This is a genomic window from Shewanella sp. 5_MG-2023, assembly GCF_030547465.1.
GTDB lineage: Bacteria > Pseudomonadota > Gammaproteobacteria > Enterobacterales > Shewanellaceae > Shewanella.
The window spans coordinates 42,198-60,453 of the sequence record NZ_JAUORC010000029.1; the positions used below are offsets into that span (position 1 = coordinate 42,198).

At 41.0% G+C, this 18,256-nt stretch carries 19 protein-coding genes; 7 read left to right on the forward strand and 12 right to left on the reverse strand.

Features of this window, described 5'->3' with window-relative positions; all coding sequences use genetic code 11:
* Positions 1–209: 209 nt before the first annotated feature.
* The 3 genes from Q4557_RS16320 to Q4557_RS16330 form a co-directional block, all read right to left on the reverse strand.
* Complete coding sequence (locus tag Q4557_RS16320) at positions 210–1,412, reverse strand: thiolase family protein (RefSeq protein WP_303413979.1); 1,203 nt, start codon at positions 1,410–1,412, stop codon at positions 210–212.
* Between the two features lie 385 nt (positions 1,413–1,797).
* Positions 1,798–2,742: a homoserine O-succinyltransferase gene (gene metA / locus Q4557_RS16325; protein WP_102532228.1), complete on the reverse strand. Its 945-nt coding sequence runs from the start codon at positions 2,740–2,742 to the stop codon at positions 1,798–1,800.
* Between the two features lie 49 nt (positions 2,743–2,791).
* Positions 2,792–3,202: a YbaY family lipoprotein gene (locus Q4557_RS16330; RefSeq protein WP_102475679.1), complete on the reverse strand. Its 411-nt coding sequence runs from the start codon at positions 3,200–3,202 to the stop codon at positions 2,792–2,794.
* A 126-nt stretch (positions 3,203–3,328) separates the two neighbouring features.
* Between Q4557_RS16330 and Q4557_RS16335 the strand changes: the two genes are divergently transcribed.
* Positions 3,329–4,069, forward strand: coding sequence for an SDR family oxidoreductase (locus Q4557_RS16335; RefSeq protein ID WP_102532226.1), 741 nt, complete (start codon positions 3,329–3,331; stop codon positions 4,067–4,069).
* A 75-nt stretch (positions 4,070–4,144) separates the two neighbouring features.
* Here Q4557_RS16335 and ompW read toward each other — a convergent pair whose 3' ends face one another.
* Positions 4,145–4,789 (reverse strand): outer membrane protein OmpW, encoded by a 645-nt coding sequence (gene ompW, locus Q4557_RS16340; RefSeq protein ID WP_102437727.1) that lies wholly within the window; start codon positions 4,787–4,789, stop codon positions 4,145–4,147.
* 441 nt (positions 4,790–5,230) lie between these two features.
* On the opposite strand from ompW, the gene Q4557_RS16345 reads away from it, so the two are divergent.
* The gene (locus Q4557_RS16345) at positions 5,231–6,331 is read left to right on the forward strand and encodes a hypothetical protein (protein WP_303413984.1); all 1,101 of its coding nucleotides are present in this window, start codon (positions 5,231–5,233) and stop codon (positions 6,329–6,331) included.
* A gap of 39 nt (positions 6,332–6,370) precedes the next feature.
* The gene (locus tag Q4557_RS16350; RefSeq protein WP_241903501.1) at positions 6,371–6,616 is read left to right on the forward strand and encodes a hypothetical protein; all 246 of its coding nucleotides are present in this window, start codon (positions 6,371–6,373) and stop codon (positions 6,614–6,616) included.
* Between the two features lie 100 nt (positions 6,617–6,716).
* Here Q4557_RS16350 and Q4557_RS16355 read toward each other — a convergent pair whose 3' ends face one another.
* From Q4557_RS16355 to phhA, 6 genes are all read right to left on the reverse strand, one after another.
* On the reverse strand, positions 6,717–7,268 hold the full coding sequence (locus Q4557_RS16355) for a nucleotidyltransferase family protein (protein ID WP_102437731.1): 552 nt from the start codon (positions 7,266–7,268) through the stop codon (positions 6,717–6,719).
* Positions 7,269–7,300: 32 nt separating this feature from the next.
* On the reverse strand, positions 7,301–7,951 hold the full coding sequence (gene maiA, locus Q4557_RS16360; protein WP_303413987.1) for a maleylacetoacetate isomerase: 651 nt from the start codon (positions 7,949–7,951) through the stop codon (positions 7,301–7,303).
* 95 nt (positions 7,952–8,046) lie between these two features.
* The gene (locus tag Q4557_RS16365; RefSeq protein WP_076539825.1) at positions 8,047–9,033 is read right to left on the reverse strand and encodes a fumarylacetoacetate hydrolase family protein; all 987 of its coding nucleotides are present in this window, start codon (positions 9,031–9,033) and stop codon (positions 8,047–8,049) included.
* 362 nt (positions 9,034–9,395) lie between these two features.
* Positions 9,396–10,934 carry a transcriptional regulator TyrR gene (gene tyrR, locus Q4557_RS16370; protein WP_303413989.1) on the reverse strand — a complete coding sequence of 513 codons (1,539 nt, stop codon included), beginning with the start codon at positions 10,932–10,934 and terminating at the stop codon, positions 9,396–9,398.
* Between the two features lie 203 nt (positions 10,935–11,137).
* Positions 11,138–11,476 (reverse strand): 4a-hydroxytetrahydrobiopterin dehydratase, encoded by a 339-nt coding sequence (locus Q4557_RS16375; protein WP_102475682.1) that lies wholly within the window; start codon positions 11,474–11,476, stop codon positions 11,138–11,140.
* Between the two features lie 82 nt (positions 11,477–11,558).
* Complete coding sequence (gene phhA / locus Q4557_RS16380) at positions 11,559–12,362, reverse strand: phenylalanine 4-monooxygenase (RefSeq protein WP_102437741.1); 804 nt, start codon at positions 12,360–12,362, stop codon at positions 11,559–11,561.
* Positions 12,363–12,769: 407 nt separating this feature from the next.
* On the opposite strand from phhA, the gene galE reads away from it, so the two are divergent.
* The 3 genes from galE (at position 12,770) to Q4557_RS16395 (ending at position 15,022) form a co-directional block, all read left to right on the forward strand.
* On the forward strand, positions 12,770–13,783 hold the full coding sequence (gene galE / locus Q4557_RS16385) for a UDP-glucose 4-epimerase GalE (protein WP_303413993.1): 1,014 nt from the start codon (positions 12,770–12,772) through the stop codon (positions 13,781–13,783).
* 119 nt (positions 13,784–13,902) lie between these two features.
* Positions 13,903–14,397 carry a ferredoxin-type protein NapF gene (gene napF, locus Q4557_RS16390; protein WP_102437745.1) on the forward strand — a complete coding sequence of 165 codons (495 nt, stop codon included), beginning with the start codon at positions 13,903–13,905 and terminating at the stop codon, positions 14,395–14,397.
* 196 nt (positions 14,398–14,593) lie between these two features.
* The gene (locus tag Q4557_RS16395; protein ID WP_102437747.1) at positions 14,594–15,022 is read left to right on the forward strand and encodes a polymer-forming cytoskeletal protein; all 429 of its coding nucleotides are present in this window, start codon (positions 14,594–14,596) and stop codon (positions 15,020–15,022) included.
* A gap of 170 nt (positions 15,023–15,192) precedes the next feature.
* Here Q4557_RS16395 and Q4557_RS16400 read toward each other — a convergent pair whose 3' ends face one another.
* The gene (locus Q4557_RS16400; RefSeq protein ID WP_303413999.1) at positions 15,193–15,885 is read right to left on the reverse strand and encodes a DUF2982 domain-containing protein; all 693 of its coding nucleotides are present in this window, start codon (positions 15,883–15,885) and stop codon (positions 15,193–15,195) included.
* Positions 15,878–16,678 carry an ElyC/SanA/YdcF family protein gene (locus Q4557_RS16405; RefSeq protein WP_303414001.1) on the reverse strand — a complete coding sequence of 267 codons (801 nt, stop codon included), beginning with the start codon at positions 16,676–16,678 and terminating at the stop codon, positions 15,878–15,880. Before Q4557_RS16405 ends, Q4557_RS16400 begins: the two co-directional genes overlap by 8 nt.
* A gap of 503 nt (positions 16,679–17,181) precedes the next feature.
* On the opposite strand from Q4557_RS16405, the gene Q4557_RS16410 reads away from it, so the two are divergent.
* Positions 17,182–18,225, forward strand: a complete 1,044-nt coding sequence (locus tag Q4557_RS16410) for an IS110 family transposase (RefSeq protein WP_102437120.1) — start codon at positions 17,182–17,184, stop codon at positions 18,223–18,225.
* The last annotated feature ends 31 nt before the right edge of the window (positions 18,226–18,256 follow it).

Consider the following 18,256-nt stretch of genomic DNA (forward strand, 5'->3'; position numbering starts at 1 on the left):
TTGCTTCCTAAATCCTGTTACAGATTATTGTTGAGCCCCAAAGCTCTTGAGTAATAATAAGCACCAACCAAGCTGTTATTGTTAGCATCACTCTATGATGATTATTTGCCATAGCCTTTACTGGTGCTTATTTGTTGTTAATAACGCCAACATCAAAAGTGACGCAATTAACAACGAGTCTTGTTAAATCTTAATCAATTACAACGAGGTTAAACTTCAATCGCCATAGCAGTTGCTTCGCCGCCGCCAATACATAATGACGCCACACCTTTAGCGGTGCCTTTAGCCAAACCTTTAGCTTGTAGCGCATGGATGAGGGTCACTAATACACGGGCGCCAGAACAACCAATTGGATGACCTAATGCACACGCTCCGCCATAGATGTTCACTTTATTGGCATCAAGTTGTAGCTCTTGGATTGCTAACATGGTCACCATGGCAAAGGCTTCGTTGATTTCAAATAAATCAACATCTGTTTTTGCCCAGTTAACCTTGTCGAATAATTTGTTCATCGCGCCCACTGGCGCTGTGGTAAACATTGATGGCTCTTGTGAGTGAGTGCTATGGCCTTTAATCGTGGCCATCACTTCCAAACCTAATGACGCTGCCTTTTCTCGGGTCATTAGCATTACTGCTGCGGCGCCATCAGAAATCGAGCTTGAGTTGGCGGCGGTAATGGTGCCGTCTTTAGTAAATGCGGGGCGCAATGTCGGGATTTTTTCAGGGCGGGCATTGCCAGGTTGCTCATCGGTATCAACGGTCACATCTCCACGGCGATTTGCAATGGTAATTGGCACAATTTCAGCTTTAAACGCACCTGAATCAATCGCTTTATTGGCTTTTTCAAGTGAGCTTAAGGCAAAGTTATCCATTTGCTCTCGGGTGAGGCCGAAATCATCTGCAGTTTTTTGCGCGAATGTGCCCATAGCGCCGCCAGTGTAGGCATCTTCTAATCCATCAAGAAACATATGGTCTAACACTTTGCCATGCCCCATACGCATACCGCCGCGCGCTTTATCAAGTAAATATGGCGCTTGACTCATACTTTCCATACCACCAGCAATAACCACTTCGCTGCTGCCAGACTTAATTGCATCATGAGCTAACATCACGGTTTTCATGCCTGAACCACAAACCTTATTCACGGTTGTTGCGCCAACACTCAAAGGTAGGTCAGCGCCCAATGTCGCTTGTCTTGCTGGCGCTTGACCTAAGCCTGCCGGTAATACACAACCCATAAACACTTCATCAATTAAATCAGTATTGATTTGAGTTTGATTGACTAAGCCTTTAATTGCATTGGCCGCTAAGGTTGGCGCTGGTACGGCTGATAGTGCGCCTTGAAAGCCCCCCATTGCGGTGCGTTTAGCTGCAACAATGACAATATCTTGGGGTGATTGGTCTGTACTCATAACTTCTCCGGTCTAAACTGCTGGTAAGTAAGCGGACAAAATCAGCAAAAATGTGATCTAGTTCAACTATAAAATAATAGTTACACTCTGACGTTTACGCTAACGTAAAGCAAGTGGTTTGAATGTGATTATCAATAGTGAATATTTTATGAGTGTCACTGAAGATTTACATCAAGCGTAAAGCCCTGATTTAAAATAGCTAAAATGTAATAAATCCCACTAAAAAAGTCATAGCCAGCGTTAAATTATCAAGGTGTTTTTGAGGAGATTTGCCATAAAAAAGGGCGATATCGAAAACGATATCGCCCTTTTTATTAATACTTGTAGCATGATGTTTGGCCGAATTTACGCCATATTTTGTTTAAACACCTTAATCAATCTGTGATTAGCTTTTCAATTCCCACGGCGTTCTTGCGCTCATATCTGATAAATCATAAGGCGTAAGCTGGTAAACATAGTAGTTAAGCCAGTTGCTCACTAACAAACTGCCATGACTGTGCCAGCGAGCAATGGGCTCTTGGCTTGGATCATTATCACGATAGTAGTTGCTCGGTATATTAGGGTTGATACCTAAGCCAACATCTCGCTGATATTCATCATTTAAAGTAGGTTTTTGATACTCAGGATGCCCCATCACAAACAGGTTACGATTATTGCGGCTAAGCACAATATAGGCCCCAGCTTCAGCAGATTCAGCTAGCACTTCAACATCAGAATGTTGGTGTAAATCGTTAATATTCACTTCAGCATAACGTGAATGCGGCGCAAAAAACTCATCATCAAAACCGCGTAGTAATGGATGCGGCTCGTTGGTACGACTATGGTTAAACACCCCCGAACGCTTTTGCTCAAGTAAACTGCGATTAATACCATATAAATGAAACAAACCTGCATGCGCCGCCCAGCATAGAAACAATACTGAAGTAACATGTTCTTGAGACCAATCAATAATTTCTTTAATGTGATCCCAATACACCACATCTTCAAAATCCAGCTGCCCAAGTGGCGCACCGGTAATAATTAACCCATCATAATTGTTCGTTTTAACCGCTTCAAAATCCCGATAAAAAGCATTCATATGATCGACAGAAGTATGCTTAGATGCTTTGTCATGAATACGCAATAGGTCAACATCCACTTGCAGCGGGGTATTACCTAATAAGCGCAATAGCTGGGTTTCGGTTTCAATTTTATTGGGCATTAAATTTAGAATTAATACCCGCATAGGTCGAATATCTTGATTTGCAGCGCGAGTTTCCGACATTACAAAGATATTTTCAGACTCTAAGATTTCAGCTGCAGGTAAATCATCTGGAATTCTAACCGGCATAGGAGCACCTTTTTAATACAAAATAACCCAGTGCATAGCCATGAAACGACTAGCCACCGACTTTATTAACAATCACATTTATGGGCTGTGTCTCATTGACATCAATGCTATACGCTTGCGTATTGATAAACCACAGCTTGCCATTTACTTCTATTCGCGCCCCAATTGAGTAACTATGACCAGCAATAAATTGGTCTGCAGCTATTTGAAACTCAAATGCTTGCGGCGCGTTCACTTGTTGGTACACTTTTTCAGCGATAACAATCGCTTTGGTATCTTGCAAAGACACATCCTTCACTTGCACGGTGAGTATTGCGTTGTCTGGCAATGCCATGCGCTCGCGATAACTCACATCACCACTTATAGACACTAAATGATCTACAGAGCTGCAGCCGAATAATCCGCCTAGCAGCATTAAAGAAATACATGCTTTGCTGATAAATGCTTTGATGATGTTCATATATCCTGTCCTTATAATACATTAAGACTTCTAGAAGTCTATACGTCTCATATTGAATAATATTCTTGCTTGTTATCCCTCGCAGTTGTTTTTATCATAGGCCATCATTTCGTCGTCTAAAAGCACATGACTACAGCAAACGCAATAATAGTGGGCGCTAGCTCACACCTTAGTAAAGAAATCGCCCGTCAATTAGCCGAGCAGAAAGTTTCTCTAGTGCTATTTGTACAAGATCCCGATGCCATGGCCGAGTTTGCCGCAAGCTTACCGACAAAAGTTGATGTGCTACCGTTAGATATTGAAAATCCAACAGCCATTATCAGCCAGCTTGAAAAAGTATGGTTAAGCCTTGAAGGCGCGCATTTAGTGTTAGTGAATACTGGACTTAATGGCTACAGTGAAGCACTGCCTTGGGAAATCGAACAAGATATCATTGACGTCAATGTGCGTGGTTTTGCCGCAATTTGTAATACCACCTTTCGATTAATGCGCGAGCAAGGCTATGGTCAAATTGCTGCAATCAACTCTATTGCCGGTTTACGTGGCGGCCCAAGTGTGGCCTATCATGCATCAAAAGCCTTTGCAGAAAATTACCTTGAAGGCTTAAGCATGCATGCGCAGCGATTAAAGTTACCAATCACTATTACCGATATTCAGCTAGGCCTATTGGATAAAGCTGCAATGCAGAAAAGTAAACTGTGGTTGCCGCCATTGCCAAAAGTGGCTAAACAAATTGTCAGCGCGATGCAAAAAGGCAAGCGCAAAGTCTATGTCACTAAACGCTGGCGCTTAGTGGCTTGGTTAACCTTACTTTTACCTGAGTTTATTTATAATACTCGCCATTGGAAGGTTAAAAAGAAAAAGTAGCTTATTCCGTTATTAGCTCACATAAAAAAACAGGAGCCTAGCTCCTGTTTTTTTGCTCTAAATATTTTTCAAATATTAGAAGGTGTAACCAATGCTGACCATGTATACCCATGGGTCAATATCAGTTTCAACTGAAATAGCATCTTCACCTAAATTGAATTTAACATCCGTTGAGATATCAGCGTACCAAACCGATGCATTTACTAACCAGTTATCATTAAATTGATAATCAAGCCCAACTTGTGCCGCTAAGCCCCAAGAGTTACTCATGCTTAAATCAGTTAATGCGCCGTCTAAGTCATTGGTAAACTCGTTATCAAAAAAGTTAGTAAAGTTAACACCAACACCAATGTAAGGACGTAATTTAGATTGGCCATTACCAAAGTAATACTGCGCCACTAAGGTTGGTGGTAAATGCTTAGTTTCAGCAATTTTACCTAACTCACCAAGAGAAACATCATGACTAAAAGGAGTTGCTGCCAATAATTCTAAACCCCAATTATCAGTTAGCATGTAACCAAAGTTTAAGCCGACTTGGGTATTATCATCGACTGTAAACTCTGCAACATTAGCAACAACTGGACTAGACTCATTTGGCACAACCGCTACCGCACCAACACGAAAGATAAAATCACCAGCTTGATGAGCAACCGCAGCTGAAGAAACACCTGCAGATAATAAACTGGCAGCAACTAGGCTAAGGGCTATTTTTTTATTCATTATGACAACTCCATGTGTACAACATAATTAGCGCTTTCGATAAACACCTTTAACAATTGCCGCTACACTGCCAGATAAAACCCTTAACAATCTTGATCCAGATCAACAAAGCTATTTACATCAAACTAGGTATAACGCTTTATTGACTTAGATCACATTTAGCTTGAACTTTGTCTACTAAGAAGCTTTTAAAATGCCAGTTTAACTGATGAAAACGTTGGTTTTTTAACCAGGTACTTTCATGAGCAAAGCATGAGCCTGATATTAACTAAGCAATAACTATTTACCTTTTTGTAACATTTAATAGCGGTATTGCTTGTTAAGCAATCCTATAAAAATTCTGCCTATTAAAGCCTGTCTATAAAAAGACTCATAAAATAAACGCCGCTGCCAATGATTAAAAGATAAACCCCCTCAATTGTTGTTACAAAGGTGCTACCCTTGAACAAAATACCTTTACCTTTGTTTATAGGCTGTAATTATCTTTCAATGACACAAATATGGATAACATCACTGTTTAGCCTCACGCTGTTTATTGCAGCTGATTTAGCTGCATCACAGCCCAAGGACATCGCTAAAGCTATCTTTGATAATGAGCCCATCTCTGATGATAAGCCTACCTCTGAAAAGACCATCACCGACAAAAAATCACCTTTGAATGAAACCCAGTCAGATGATGAAGTCGAGCCATCAGCTTGTTATAGCCGTTCACAAACTGATGAGAAAATTGATAAGGCTTTTGATTATCTCAACACCAAATTCTGCCAACCGGCCATTTGGTTTGACAGCTTCTTTGTCGATGATCGCATTGAAGATGATGCCAGAGCTGGCACGATTGTCCGTTGGTATAATGATTTTTCCTATTATGAAAAAGAAGGTTTTAAATATCATGCTAACGTCAATGCGCGGGTAAATTTACCTGGAGTCACTAAAAAGCTAAAACTCATTTTTGATTCAACTGGAGAAGATGATCCATTTTCATTTATACGCAGCCCTGACGATAACAACGACAGGGAATTTAGCTTACGCTATGACTGGCTAGCTCGAAATAGAAGTAGTTTTAATATAAAGCTCAGTTTTAAGCCTAAAATAGAAGCTCGTTATCGCTATACCTATCCTATTTCAGAAAATACCATCAGCCGCATCACCCAAAAGCTGTATCAAGAGAAAAATCTCACTGGTGAGTCTACTGAATTCGATATTGAACACTCTTTTAACGATGATTTTTTATTGCGCTGGAGTGCTGCGTTCCAATATGAAACTAACGATAATGGTTGGGAGCTAGGCTCAGGTCTGCAGTTATATCAATATATCAGTGATAAACAAGCCATTAGTTATCAAGCCCACATACACGGCGTCGACCAGCCCTATAAATATATTGATAGTGCAAAAATTGGCTTAACTTACCGACAAAACTTTGTCCGAGATTGGTTGTTTTTTGCCATCACGCCTGAATATACTTGGACTAAAGAAGATGATGAAGTGCGCATCAATCAAGTGATGCTAACCTTTACCATAGAGTTTTTATTTCAAAATATTTAACTCTATGCCGATTAGCTAAACCACCGCCAAGAGGACAAGATGATGAATGAAAAATTTATAAAATTTGATGTGTTTGGTAAGTCCTTGTCAATTAAGCGCCAAGATAGACAAAGTGATCAGCCCCAATGGCTACTGTTTCGTGATTCAGGCACCGGGCTTAGATCGCGCATCCATGAGGTCATCATTCCACCTGAGCTTAAAGAAACAGAGCTTGCAGGTTATCTTGATGATATTTTCCATGAAAATGCCACTGCAAAACATTCACAAGTGTTAAAGCTGACATAAAAAAATGACATAAAAATGACATAAAAGGTGCAGCTAAAGGCTATAACTTAAACTCAAGAGCTAATTGACTAGTGATAAATGACAAGGGGTTACGGGGGGGTTAGAGCTCAAGTGAAAGCTTAGGATATTGCTTAAACCAAGGTTTACTGGCAACACGCTCCATAAACACATGTTTATCGGCATTGGGGTTATAGCTCACCGATAGGCTAAATAGGTTTTCATAACCAAATAATGCCTTTAGCACTAACTTGCCATCATTATCCAGTTTTACCGCTACCGCTGTTTGTTGCTCAGGCCAATAACACATCGCATCAAGGGTTGATGTATAGGCTGGGTGATGATTCCTTTTATGCATTCTGGCTTGGTTTTTCACCGACCAAGGCAGTTTTATCCGCTCAGATAATGCTTTTTCGATTAACTTATCACGATAGGCACAGGTTTGTTTGCTGCAATAATAAATCACATCAATATCAGTTAACGCACTGGGCGCTATTTGATGCTGTTTATCCCACACTAAATTACGCACAAACCCTGCAGCAATGTACCAATCTGTAATATTAAGCTCAGTAAAAAGCGCTGCAACTTGCTGCAAGGCACTAATGCGCATCTTGTCTGCTACAATCCAATTTTTTAACTGAGCTTCATAGTCCATATTTTACTCGAGCTTATCTAAAAAATGCTGGGTTAACTGGCATCATCTTGCTGCTCAGGCGCAGCTGCAGCAAAGGCTGGGTGAGCCTGACATGTGTGCCAAATCCGCACAATATTAGGGTATGCAGATAAATCTACGTTGAAGCGATAGGCATTGTAAACCTGAGGGATAAGACAAATATCTGCCAAGCTTGGACTGTCGCGAAAACTAAATTTACCAGAGTGAACAGCTAATTGCTTTTCTAGCGCCGCAAAACCTAAATGGATCCAATGATGATACCAGTTCATTTTGTCTTCTTCAGATACGCCCATGTCTTTAACGAGATACTGTAATACCCGTAAGTTGTCCAGTGGGTGAACTTCACAAGCGATCAATTGCGCCATGGCACGCACTACGGCTCTATTTTTAGCGCCTTGTGGCAATAAACTATATTGCGGATATTGCTCTTCTAAATACTCAATAATTGCCAATGACTGGGTTAAATTAAACTCTCCATGGTCATCTTCATCAACCAATGCCGGAACCAAATGCTGTGGGTTCAATTGGGCAAACATATCACTATGCTGCTCACCGCCATTTTTGACTAAATGCACTGAAATTTGCTCTGCATCCAGCTGCTTAAGATTAAGCGCGATACGCACCCGATATGCCGCACTGGAGCGCCAATAACCATATAATTTCATTGTATATCCTTATCAAATTAACTGAGTTAGCATTGATGATATAAAAAAAGCAATAACGTTAGACGCTATTGCTTTTTATCACAGCAAACACTTATTTAAGCTTTGTATTCAACCACTTTTTGATCGATAGAACCAAAGATTGAGTTATCTTGATCATCAAACATTTCAATTCTTACTGTATCGCCAAAACGCATAAATGGCGTTGAAGCTTTACCGTCTGCAATGATTTCTAGCATGCGTTTTTCAGCTAAACAGCTAGAACCGGCACTGCGATCATAATTTGAAATAGTACCAGAACCAATCACAGCTCCCGCTGCCAATGGACGGGTCTTAGCAACATGAGCGACCAATTGACTAAAGTTAAACGTCATATCTACGCCCGCATTAGGACGACCAAATAAATCACCATTTAAATGAGTTACCAATGGTAAGTGCACTTTGCTATCTTGCCATCTGTCACCTAATTCATCAGGGGTAATCGCCACTGGCGAAAACGCACTTGAAGGCTTTGATTGGAAAAAGCCAAACCCTTTCGCTAACTCCCCAGGTATAAGATTACGTAACGATACGTCATTCACTAGCATCAATAATTTGATGTGCTGGGCAGCGTTATCTGCATCTACGCCCATTTTAACGTCGTCAGTGACCACTGCGATTTCTGACTCGAAATCAATACCGTACTCTTCACTGGCCATTTCAATATCGGCTTTTGGCGCGATAAAGCAATCTGAGCCACCTTGATATACTAATGGATCAGTCCAAAACGTTGCTGGCATTTCTGCGCCGCGCGCTTTACGAACCAATTCAACGTGGTTGACGTATGCACTGCCATCAGCCCATTGATATGCACGAGGCAATGGCGATAAACATTTAGCTTCATCAAAATCAACGGCGTTGTCCATCATACCGGCATTTAATGCTTCATATAATTCTTGTAATTGCGGGTTTAATAAATCCCAAGCATCTAATAATTGCTGCATAGTATGCGCAATAGCAGGTACGGCAACGGCTTTGGTTAAATCTTTACTGACCAACATCAGTTGGCCATCACGGCGACCGTTGTTATAACTTGCAAGTTTCATTTTGACTCCTAGATGGGTACAAATAATGTTGCTACTACTCAAGACAATGTGATTACAAGACGTGCTAACTGGCTTGGCAATTCGATTAAATCAAATATGCTACCTGTAAAGCGCCTATGCTGAGTAATAACAACTAAAATAGCGTTGTTAACGATACAAATACCCTAAGCTTAACCGAATTAATATAGCGTGAGATAAATCACACTTTGTTTGCTTGAGAGTTAAATTGTAAAGGTTTCAATACAGAATGAGATCCCAGTATCAAAATGCGGATCTCAGGCTGGTAAACCTCAAAATGCCAGTGGCTTACTGACATTTTGATGGCATGAAATCGTTACACTAAAAATAACCGCTACGATTAATTAACGTTTTTTAGATATTTTGTAGTCGCGCAGCTTGTTAGCAATAGCGGTATGAGAAACCCCCAGCTTTTTAGCTAATTGACGGGTACTTGGATAAGCTGGATATAAGCGCCTTAATAAGCTTGCCTCATATTCTTTCATGGCTTGATCTAAGCTGCCTTCAAACTCTTCATCAAAGTAGCCAAAGCCTTCAGCATAAGAAGGTAACTTAAGTTGCTCAACGGTTAGTTCTGCCGAGCCATCCCACATCGATACAGCTCTAAAAATAGCGTTTTTAAGCTGACGCACATTACCTGGCCAGGCATAGGTGAACAAGTAGTCCCGACATGATGCTGAAATACGTCGTAATGGACTCGATAACTGCTGGCTATAATGCTCTAAAAACATTTCAGTGAGCGGAATAACATCCACTTTACGTTCACGGAGCGACGGCATGTGATAACTAAGTACATGAATGCGATAGTAAAGATCTTCTCTGAATTCACCTGATTGGCACAGTTCTGCCAAGTTCTTTTGGGTAGAACAAATTATACGTACATCAGCGCGCACTTCTTCATCGCCGCCAATGCGTCTAAAAGTGCCATCTTGTAGTAAACGCAATAGTTTTACTTGAGCAGCTTTTGACATTTCGGCAATTTCATCTAAGAAAACAGTGCCACCTTTCGCCTCTTCAAACAAGCCACGTTTTACCACTTGGCCATTTGACACAAAGCCAAACAATTCTTCTTCTGCCACGCTATCTGGTAATGCAGCGCAGTTAATAGCAATAAAGGCGTGCTCTCGGCGCATACTGGCATCATGGCTCGCTTTGGCCATCAACTCTTTACCAGTACCCGTTTCACCAGTTATTAATAACGGTGCATCCAGTTGGGCCATACGTTTGGCTTGTTTAAGCACATCTTTCATTTTATCGCTAACGGCCAACACATTATCAAAGCCTGTGGTTTGATTTTGCAGCGCATTAAATTGCTTACCGACACGGGCTGGTGATTTTAGCGACACCACCGCGCCCGCTAAAATACTGGCATTGTTTTCATCAGGTAAATAGATAGGCAGCATTTCGGCTAAATATTCATTATTACCAATTTGCACCCGAGTGGCTTGCGCTAATACAGGGGCTTCAGTTAACCAGCGAGAAAAGTTAAATCCTTGCACCCAATGATTAAGCGATTCATCAATCACTTCATGCTCTTGCATATTAAAGGTTAATAATGCGGATTCATTAACAATACGAATACGGCCTTTAGCATTAATTGAAAAAACGGAGTCTGGCAGGGTTTGTAATAAGGTTTTGAGCGCGTAATGTTCTTGCTCGGAGGGCATAAACGATACGGTACGAACATCATGGACGCTTTCTACTTTGCGAATTAAAGGCATTAATTCACTTAAGGTTTCAAAGCCAATTTCGGCAAACTGTAGGTACAAAAAGCCTCTATTGCTGGCATCAATTGCAATTAAGTTAATGCCATAGTTTTCTAGCACTTCTAGAATATCTTTCGCAAGGCCGATACGATCTAAACAACTGACTTCCAAACGCATAAACAACTATTCCCTATTATATTGTTTTCTGGAATATCCGAGGACTCGATTCTGACCATGTCAGGGTGCCCTTCTTAATTTGTGAGCGATACGTTAAAAGGTTATCGGGCGCGTGGCAAGTGTTGTTTACAGCATAATTGTAACAGAGGACGTGCTAAAACAGGTTACGTTAACGTAACCTGCTGATATAATTAACTAAGATTTTAGTTAATTAACTGGTCGGTTTTCGCCGCCATAATGAAATCATTCTTATGAAGACCTTTAATGGAATGTGACCACCAAGTCACTGTCACTTTGCCCCATTCAGTTAAGATCCCCGGATGGTGAAAATCAGCTTCAGCAACATCAGCGAGTTTATTGGTGAATTCCATCGCCAGTTTGAAGTTTTTAAACTTAAAAACTCGCTCTAATTGATTAATACCATCACGGTTTTTAACGGTCCACTGGGGTACCATTTGACTAAATTCAACCAGCTCTTGCTCGGTTACTTTTGGGGCATCTATTTGGCAAGCCTCACATTTTAGTTCGGATAAATCTGACATAACAGCTCCTGTATTATCACACTAGTTTAATCTGGTGTTTATATTATTAATGTATAAATGAATGACTAGTTTTAACGAGTCCCTAAACGGCTATTGGGTTGGGTTTTGGGGCAAATTTAGCCGCAAACAAACCTAGCTGCCGTGCTTTAGCGACTTCAGCCATAATATCCATTCGAGTGATTTCATCTAAAAAGTCGATATTGTCGATAACGTAATAAATCGGCTGCATAATATCTATTCGATATGGGGTTCTCAGCACATCCAGTAGCTCAAAAGGCTTACGCTCCGGTTTATCACTTAATGCGTATAAGGTTTCACCTGGCGAGCTTAATATACCGCCACCATAGATATTAAGTTGATCATCTTTGGCTTTCATTAAACCAAACTCGACCGTAAACCAATATAATCTCGCTAAAAACACCCGTTCTTCTTTAGATGCCGCCAAACCTAATTGGCCATAAATATGCGAAAAATGTGCAAATGACGGATTGGTTAATAACGGGCAATGACCAAATATTTCATGAAAAATATCAGGTTCTTGTAGGTAGTCGAACTCTTCTTTTGAGCGAATAAAGGTCGCCACAGGAAACTGCTTATTGGCCAACAATTCAAAAAATTTACCGAATGAAATAAGTGCCGGCACTCCTGAAGTTTGCCAGCCTGTAGATGCAAGTAACACCTTATCGATTTCTTTTAATTGCGGTACCCGATTCGTGGGCATAGCTAAAGCATCAAGGCCATGCATATATGCCTCGCAAGCTCTGCCTGGCATATTGTTCACTTGGCGCTGATATAACTGATGCCAAATGTCATGTTCTTCATCGGTATATTGGATGTAACCCTGACTATCAGGGATCTTCGCGGTGTAATTTGTTACTTTGCTCATAAGTGCCACTTTACGTAAACTTCACTCCCTTCATAGTGTGCTAAGGATCACATTTTGTTAACTGCTTGGGGTTTTATTCTTCAGTGATTTGACAGTACAATTCGTAAACAAAACGCTACATTAGCAGTTTCTACTAAACTTAACTTAATAAAATTAGTCATATAAACTGCCACCTTTAAATGACAAAGTGGCCAACAACTCATCTCCCGATTCTGTCTTAAGTCAATGGATAAAACTTTTAAGCTTTAAACAGGTTAAAGCTTGATACCTTTTTTAGTGAGCTTGATAACTTAAGTAGAATAAAATCCAAGCAATTAACTCGCTTTACTTTGGCGCTATAGTTAAACTTTTAAGTAGACTGTCATTTTTGCATTCAATTTTATGTCATCCACAGTTAAGGACATTTCATGGCAATTTTAGTCACTGGCGGAGCCGGATATATAGGAAGCCACACTGTAGTTGAACTGTTAAATGCTAATCAACAGGTTATCATTGTCGATAATTTATCCAACGCCAATGTCATCGCCTTATCTCGCATTGAACAAATTACCGGTAAAAGCTGCATTTTTTATCAAGGCAGTGTGCTAAATAAAGCGCTATTACATAAAATATTTACTGATCATGTCATTGAATCAGTAATTCATTTTGCTGGTTTAAAAGCGGTGGCTGATTCAGTGTGTAAGCCATTGCAGTATTATGAAACTAATGTCACCGGCACAATAATTTTGTGCCAAGTCATGGCGGAACATCAGGTGAAAAAGTTAGTTTTTAGCTCTTCAGCTACGGTATACGGCATCCCTGATGGCTTGCCTATTAAAGAAACCGATTCAACCGGAGCCACGAACCCTTATGGTCAGTCAAAGCTGATGGTGGAACAACTACTGGCTGACTTACATACTGCTGATAATCAATGGGATATCACTATTTTACGCTACTTCAACCCAGTTGGTGCTCACCCAAGCGGACTGATCGGTGAAGATCCTAGCGATATTCCGAATAATCTTATGCCTTATATATGCCAAGTGGCTGTGGGCAAGCTAAAAGAATTACAGGTGTTTGGTAATGATTATCTTACCCCTGACGGCACAGGTGTACGAGATTACATCCATGTGGTTGATTTAGCCCAAGGCCACCTAAAAGCATTAGCTAAGCTCAACAGTAATTCAGGCATTGCCACCTACAATTTAGGCACAGGCCGTGGGTACAGCGTTATCGAAATTATTAATACCTTTGAGCAAATAACCGGTAAAGCGATACCCTATTGCTTTAGTGCTCGTAGAGAGGGCGATCTTGCGGCATACTTTGCTGACGTGTCTCAGGCGAAAACGGCATTAGATTGGCACGCTGAGCTGTCCCTTGAAACCATGGTTGAATCTAGCTGGCATTGGCAATCTAAAAATCCTGACGGCTACCGAAGTTAAGGGGTTAGTTGACATAGCTTTTTGAGCCTATTTATTTAAGCCCTGTAGATATTTACTGGCTAACTTTAGTCTCATTAATGTTAGCCTTGTTATTGTTAGCCAAAAATAGTGGAAGAAGTATGAGTCAGTCAGTCAATCACAGCCGCAGAAACCTATTTCGCAGACGTAAAATTGATGCCCAAAGACCGCCTTGGGTTAAGTCTGATATTGAGTTCACTGACGAATGTACTCGCTGTAATGCTTGCATCGATGCCTGCGAAACTAAGGTAATCATTAAAGGTGATGGTGGTTTTCCTGAAATATCATTCACAAACGACGAGTGCACATTCTGTCAGCAATGCGCCACAGTATGCAAAGAGCCCATTTTTGATCTTTCTCAACTCACGCCTTGGAACATAAAAGCCGGCGTCAATGACAGCTGTTTAACCTATCAAGGCGTATGGTGTCAAAGCTGTAAAGATGCCTGCGATCCCGCAGCAATAAGCTTTAAGATGGCCATTGGCCAAGTCCCCAAACCTATGATTGATCTTGAGGCTTGTACAGGCTGCGGCGCTTGTGTTGCCCCCTGCCCATCAGCTTCTATCAGTGTCATTGAGCTTAACGTTACGAGTTAATGCTGTTTTAGCTAAGCTGTATCAATAAACTGTGTCAATAAGTCTTGGTAGTCAGAAAAGTCTTAATAGTCAAAATTTAATTGTTTTTTTTGCGATTAATTGTCGCTATATTAAATGTTAAATACTAACAACAAAATAAATTTAACCGCATAATTATCCTGGTCATTGCGGTCAAAAATGCATAAAGAGAGCGAATATGTTTAGTAAAAAAAGTCCCACAAGTAACCTGAGTTTTATTGCCAATGATTGTGAATTAAGCGGTAATATCAAAGTTAACGGCGACGTACTTATTGCAGGGAAAGTTGATGGCGAAATTCGCGCTTCTGGTAACATAACGGTTGAAGCTACTGGGGTTGTCACCGGTGGTGTTGTTTGTGTGGAAGCGACGGTTTCTGGCTTAATGACAGGTAATATTAATTGCGAAAAACTCACCATTACCAATACCGGAACTTTTGATGGTGAAGTGTACAGTAAGCGTATGGAAATTTTAGATAACGGTCAGTTCCTTGGTTATCGAAAAGCTTACGATAAACAAAGCAAAGCATTAGAAAATAATGAAAAATTGGTTTCCACTGTTGAAACTGAAAAAGAAAAGCCTCAACTCACTGCTGCTGTATCGGCATAGTCAATTTCAGCGTTTGGCTTATCCTTCATGAATATTTAAAACGAATGCCAAACATCGACGTTTGGCATTCGTTCAATAAGTTATTATTTAATAATTAAACACATCTCTTTTTGTAAGCACTTTTAATTAGCGCTTTGGCTATAAGTTAGCAATATCTACAAATAATCGCTTTAGGGCTTAATAGATTGCTGCTGCCATTGCCGCAGTAAGCTGACAAACTCCACTGGCGCTCTATCTAGGCTATCAATAGATAAATACAGGTGAAACCCGAGTTGAGCATCTAAGGTTTGGCAGCGATGGCCAAACATGGCTAATACGCCACGATAACGCTCACCATTAACCACTAATGGGGTAAATTCAGCGCCGACATAGGTTTCAAGGCTTTGTAAGTCTTCATCTTGAGTCGCTGCTGTCATGAGTAACGGCCGCTGCTCAGTCAATAACCCGGTGGCTAACCTTGGGGAGATACAATCTAAAATCGGATTGATGTGTTTGAGTTTAATGCCAATATACGGCAGTTCAATTAACTCAAGATTTTGGGTCACCCGTGACACGTCAATACGCTGCACATTATCCCAAGCTACGTGCACTGTGCCGCGGCCATGATAATAATCAAATCCTGCTGCAGATAATTTAAAACTGGCTTTCGGCTGATTTATTTTGGCAACACCTAGTACCAGCCCTACACTGCCAACGGCAAAAAACACCATACCGACACCAAATAGGCTTTTGTTGTTGATAAATAATATCAAGCTGATAAATACCGCAATGCCACCAGCAATGGTTAAACTAATGCCGTTGCGCTTATTATGCGGCGCGATAAACAATGGCTCTGAGCGCTCATGTTGGCTGGGATCAGACATCAGTTAATAATCCTTTTATGGTTAGCCATAACATGCCCACATACTCGTGAATTGCACGCTGGGATATATACAGATTTTCAGCACTAAAGCGCCACCAATAACCCGGTGAGCTGATAAAATTAGTCGGCGCGGCGATGGGATTTAAATCAAGTGTGGTAAAAATCTTCATTGAGCGCGGCATATGGGTCGCAGAGGTAACCAATATAAAAGGCTTATTGGCAATTAACTCAGCCATAGATTTTGCTTCTTCAATGGTATCTAGCGCATCAGCAAACGTCACTATTTGGCTTGCTTGCACGCCCAGCTCAATCGCCGCTTGCTGCATAATTTCAGCATGGGGGGTTGGCGTTAAGCCGCCACTCCAACCACTGACCACCAACTGGCAACGATTATCTGCAAGTTTTAGCTGCCTTACGCCTTCTGATAATCTTGCTAATGCTGTCGATGATAACTGCTGCACCGCAGCTCGATTAGCATTTTCAGTGTGACCTGAACCCAGCACCATCACATAACAGGCTTGCTGCGCATTGGGGACAGTACCCGATTGATAAACAAGAGTTAACGGGGAGTTATTCACTGGATATTGGGACTCTAAACTGGCTGCTAACCCTGCACTAAATTGCGAATTACTCAGTAGCAATAAAATAGCGAAAGCCGCGATTAAAGCGCTTTGCCCTAAGGTTTTCAATCGCTGGAATTGGCTGCGGAACACAAATATCGCCAATAACAGCAGTAATAATGTCAGCGGAATAGGCATAACCAATTGAGATAAGATTTTTTTAAGCCAAAACATCGAGATACCCAGTTTTTAATGAAACGATATTTTAACTTGTCACAGCCAAGATTACTATTTGAAGCGCAAGCAATCTGCAATTAAGCCTGCGTGTTGGCTTAAGGGAATGTCGCCTTAAATTAGAGTTTGAAACGTTTATCGACTTAAAACTGCATTAACTTGTAATCAGTAAGGCCGCAAAACACAATAAAGATTGAAATTTTTGCTTTACCGCATGACGCCACAGCGAACAATAAAGACAATAAAGACCGAAACTCACTTTTGGACAAAAATGCGTTAGAGCTTAAGCTCTGAAAATGATTATTGGATTAGCGAAGTATGCAAATCTACGATGCGGTAACGCCCATTAAGAGGCAAAAAATAGTTAGTTAAAATAGCGAGGCACGAGCAAAAACCAACTGTTTTTTGTCCTGCTTTAATGCCTTGATACTCATTGAGCCCCCTCCCTAGCAAGCCGCATCAGCGGTATGCTTAAGGTGACCAAACCAACAGGAGAAAGCTCAATGAGATTTTATAATAACTCACATCCATACTACTGTGGTATCGATTTACATGCACGTTTACTTTATGTATGCATCATTGATTCTAAAGGGGAAGTTGTCGTCCATAAAAAGATTGGCGCTGACAAAGATGACTTACTACTCATACTTGAACCCTATATCGGCAATGTCATTGTCGGGGTTGAGTGCATGCATTGTTGGTATTGGGTGTCAGACTGGTGTGCTGAACTGGGTATCGATTTTGTGTTAGGCCATGCGCTTTATATGAAGGCGATTCATGGCGGCAAAACTAAAAATGATAAAGTCGATTCCTTTAAAATTGCGACATTGCTTCGTGGTGGTAACTTCCCCATAGCCTACGATTACCCCAGTGAAATGCGCGCTGCACGTGATCTGTTACGCCGTCGTATGAAGATTGTCCGTCACGGCGCTATGCTCAAAGGTCATGTTGTTAACACCAACAGCCAATACAACTTACCTGCCACTGACCTAAACCTTAAAAACATCTCAGCAAGACAAAAACTGCGGGAGCAATATCAAGACCCTATTGTGCAACGTAATATCGATTTAGACATGGCACTCCTTGATTGCTATGCCAAGGAACTCGCGCAGGTCGAATGGTTCATTGAAAAACAGGCAAAAAACCATAATCCCGTCTATCTAGAACTGCTTAAAACCGTGCCTGGTATTGGTAAGGTTTTATCGCTGACAATTCTATATGAAATCGGTGATATAGCCCGATTTGAATCGGTACAAAAATTTGCCTCATACTCTCGTTTAGTAAAGTGCAAAGCTGAATCAGCCGGAAAAACCTACGGCACTAATGGCAATAAAATCGGTAATGCTCATTTAAAGTGGGCATTCTCTGAAGCAGCGGTGCTTTACCTACGTGGCAATGACAAAGCCCGTAACTACCTTAATCAATTACAAAAACGAATGAGTAAAGCCAAAGCATTATCGGCACTCGCTCATAAGCTTGGTCGCTGTGTTTATTTCATGTTGAAGAACAAAACGGTATTTGATGAGCAACGATTCTTGAAAGGATAAGTCGCGCAATAAGGTGAGCTGAACATCTAAC

What these genes read in the sequence shown, in the direction of transcription:
- tyrR (WP_303413989.1), bottom strand. Translation starts at nt 10,934, where the DNA reads ATGCGTTTGGAAGTCAGTTGTTTAGATCGTATCGGCCTTGCGAAAGAT.
- Q4557_RS16365 (WP_076539825.1), bottom strand. Translation starts at nt 9,033, where the DNA reads ATGAAACTTGCAAGTTATAACAACGGTCGCCGTGATGGCCAACTGATG.
- metA (WP_102532228.1), bottom strand. Translation starts at nt 2,742, where the DNA reads ATGCCGGTTAGAATTCCAGATGATTTACCTGCAGCTGAAATCTTAGAG.
- Q4557_RS16330 (WP_102475679.1), bottom strand. Translation starts at nt 3,202, where the DNA reads ATGAACATCATCAAAGCATTTATCAGCAAAGCATGTATTTCTTTAATG.
- maiA (WP_303413987.1), bottom strand. Translation starts at nt 7,951, where the DNA reads ATGAAATTATATGGTTATTGGCGCTCCAGTGCGGCATATCGGGTGCGT.
- galE (WP_303413993.1), top strand. Translation starts at nt 12,770, where the DNA reads ATGGCAATTTTAGTCACTGGCGGAGCCGGATATATAGGAAGCCACACT.
- phhA (WP_102437741.1), bottom strand. Translation starts at nt 12,362, where the DNA reads ATGAGCAAAGTAACAAATTACACCGCGAAGATCCCTGATAGTCAGGGT.
- Q4557_RS16350 (WP_241903501.1), top strand. Translation starts at nt 6,371, where the DNA reads ATGATGAATGAAAAATTTATAAAATTTGATGTGTTTGGTAAGTCCTTG.
- Q4557_RS16405 (WP_303414001.1), bottom strand. Translation starts at nt 16,678, where the DNA reads ATGTTTTGGCTTAAAAAAATCTTATCTCAATTGGTTATGCCTATTCCG.
- Q4557_RS16410 (WP_102437120.1), top strand. Translation starts at nt 17,182, where the DNA reads ATGAGATTTTATAATAACTCACATCCATACTACTGTGGTATCGATTTA.
- Q4557_RS16335 (WP_102532226.1), top strand. Translation starts at nt 3,329, where the DNA reads ATGACTACAGCAAACGCAATAATAGTGGGCGCTAGCTCACACCTTAGT.
- Q4557_RS16355 (WP_102437731.1), bottom strand. Translation starts at nt 7,268, where the DNA reads ATGGACTATGAAGCTCAGTTAAAAAATTGGATTGTAGCAGACAAGATG.
- Q4557_RS16400 (WP_303413999.1), bottom strand. Translation starts at nt 15,885, where the DNA reads ATGTCTGATCCCAGCCAACATGAGCGCTCAGAGCCATTGTTTATCGCG.
- Q4557_RS16375 (WP_102475682.1), bottom strand. Translation starts at nt 11,476, where the DNA reads ATGTCAGATTTATCCGAACTAAAATGTGAGGCTTGCCAAATAGATGCC.
- napF (WP_102437745.1), top strand. Translation starts at nt 13,903, where the DNA reads ATGAGTCAGTCAGTCAATCACAGCCGCAGAAACCTATTTCGCAGACGT.
- Q4557_RS16320 (WP_303413979.1), bottom strand. Translation starts at nt 1,412, where the DNA reads ATGAGTACAGACCAATCACCCCAAGATATTGTCATTGTTGCAGCTAAA.
- ompW (WP_102437727.1), bottom strand. Translation starts at nt 4,789, where the DNA reads ATGAATAAAAAAATAGCCCTTAGCCTAGTTGCTGCCAGTTTATTATCT.
- Q4557_RS16395 (WP_102437747.1), top strand. Translation starts at nt 14,594, where the DNA reads ATGTTTAGTAAAAAAAGTCCCACAAGTAACCTGAGTTTTATTGCCAAT.